This window comes from Aquamicrobium lusatiense, from assembly GCF_014201615.1.
Classification (GTDB): Bacteria; Pseudomonadota; Alphaproteobacteria; order Rhizobiales; family Rhizobiaceae; genus Mesorhizobium; species Mesorhizobium lusatiense.
Genome location: NZ_JACHEU010000012.1, coordinates 1 through 1,683, shown reverse-complemented (window position 1 = coordinate 1,683; position 1,683 = coordinate 1). Strand labels below are relative to the sequence as shown.

The following is a 1,683-nucleotide window of genomic DNA, read 5'->3' as shown; positions in this document are numbered from 1 at the left end:
CTCTCAGCTTAGCCCTTCGATATCGCCATTTTCGTTGAGATAGATGTTCTCGGATGATGGCTTGGAGGGGAGGCCGGGCATGGTCATGATCTCGCCGCAGATGGCCACCACGAAGCCGGCGCCGGCCGAGAGGCGAACCTCGCGCACGGGCACGCTGTGGCCCGTCGGCGCCCCGCGCAGATTCGGATCGGTCGAGAAGGAGTACTGGGTCTTGGCCATGCACACCGGCAGATGGCCGTAGCCCTGCGCCTCCCACTGCTTCAGCTGATCGCGAACGCTCTTGTCGGCGGTCGCCTCCGAGCCGCGATAGATGCGTTTGACGATGGTGTCGATCTTGTCGAACAGGCCAAGCTCGTCGGGATAGAGCGGGGCGAACTGCGCCGCGCCCGATTCAGCAAGCTGCACCACCTTGTGCGCCAGCTCCTCGATGCCGGCCGAGCCCTGCGCCCAGTGCCGGCACAGGATCGCCTCCTCGCCCATCGAGGCGACATAATCCTTCACCGCCTGGATCTCGGCTTCGGTGTCGGAATGGAAGTGGTTGATGCCCACCACCGCCGGCACCCCGAACTGCTTCACATTCTCGATGTGGCGGCCCAGATTGGCGCAGCCCTTCTTCACCGCCTCGACATTCTCCGTGCCGAGGTCTTCCTTCTTCACCCCGCCATTCATCTTCAGCGCCCGCACCGTGGCCACGATCACGGCGGCCGCCGGCTTCAGGCCGGCCTTGCGGCACTTGATGTCGAAGAACTTCTCTGCGCCGAGATCGGCGCCGAAGCCAGCTTCCGTCACCACATAGTCGGCGAGCTTCAGCGCGGTGGAGGTCGCCATCACCGAGTTGCAGCCATGGGCGATGTTGGCGAAGGGGCCGCCATGCACGAAGGCGGGGTTGTTCTCCAGCGTCTGCACCAGATTGGGCTGGATGGCGTCCTTGAGCAGCACCGCCATCGGCCGGTGCGCCTTGAGATCGCGGGCGAAGACCGGGCTCTTGTCACGGCGGTAGGCGATGATGATGTCGCCCAGCCGCTGTTCCAGATCCTTCAGGTCGCGCGCCAGGCACAGGATGGCCATGACTTCCGAAGCCACGGTGATGTCGAAGCCGGCCTCGCGCGGATAGCCGTTGGCCACGCCCCCCAGCGACACCACGATCTGGCGCAGCGCCCGGTCGTTCATGTCCATGACGCGCCGCCAGGCGACGCGGCGGGTGTCGATGGCAAGCTCGTTGCCCCAGTAGATGTGGTTGTCGATCAGCGCCGACAGAAGGTTGTGGGCCGAGGTGATGGCGTGGAAGTCGCCGGTGAAGTGCAGGTTCATGTCGTCCATCGGCACCACCTGCGCATAGCCGCCGCCGGCAGCCCCGCCCTTCATGCCGAAATTGGGGCCCAGCGAAGCCTCGCGGATGCACACCACCGCCTTCTTGCCGATGCGGTTGAGCCCGTCGCCCAGACCCACCGTGGTCGTGGTCTTGCCTTCGCCGGCCGGCGTCGGATTGATCGCCGTCACGAGGATCAGCCTGCCGTTCTCCTTGCCCTGCACAGACTTGATGAACGAAGCCGAGACCTTCGCCTTGTCGTGCCCGTAGGGAAGAAGATCACCAGACGGTATCCCGATCTTCGCACCAACCTCCTGGATCGCCTTCTTCGACGCTCCACGCGCAATCTCAATGTCGCTTTTAACTTCGGCCAT

Annotated in this window: 1 protein-coding gene; it reads right to left on the bottom strand. The window is 64.5% G+C overall.

Going from position 1 to position 1,683, the window contains the following annotated elements; all coding sequences use genetic code 11:
• Positions 1-3 precede the first annotated feature (3 nt).
• On the bottom strand, positions 4-1,683 hold a 1,680-nt coding region (locus HNR59_RS20610), incomplete at its 5' end, for a formate--tetrahydrofolate ligase (RefSeq protein WP_183833231.1).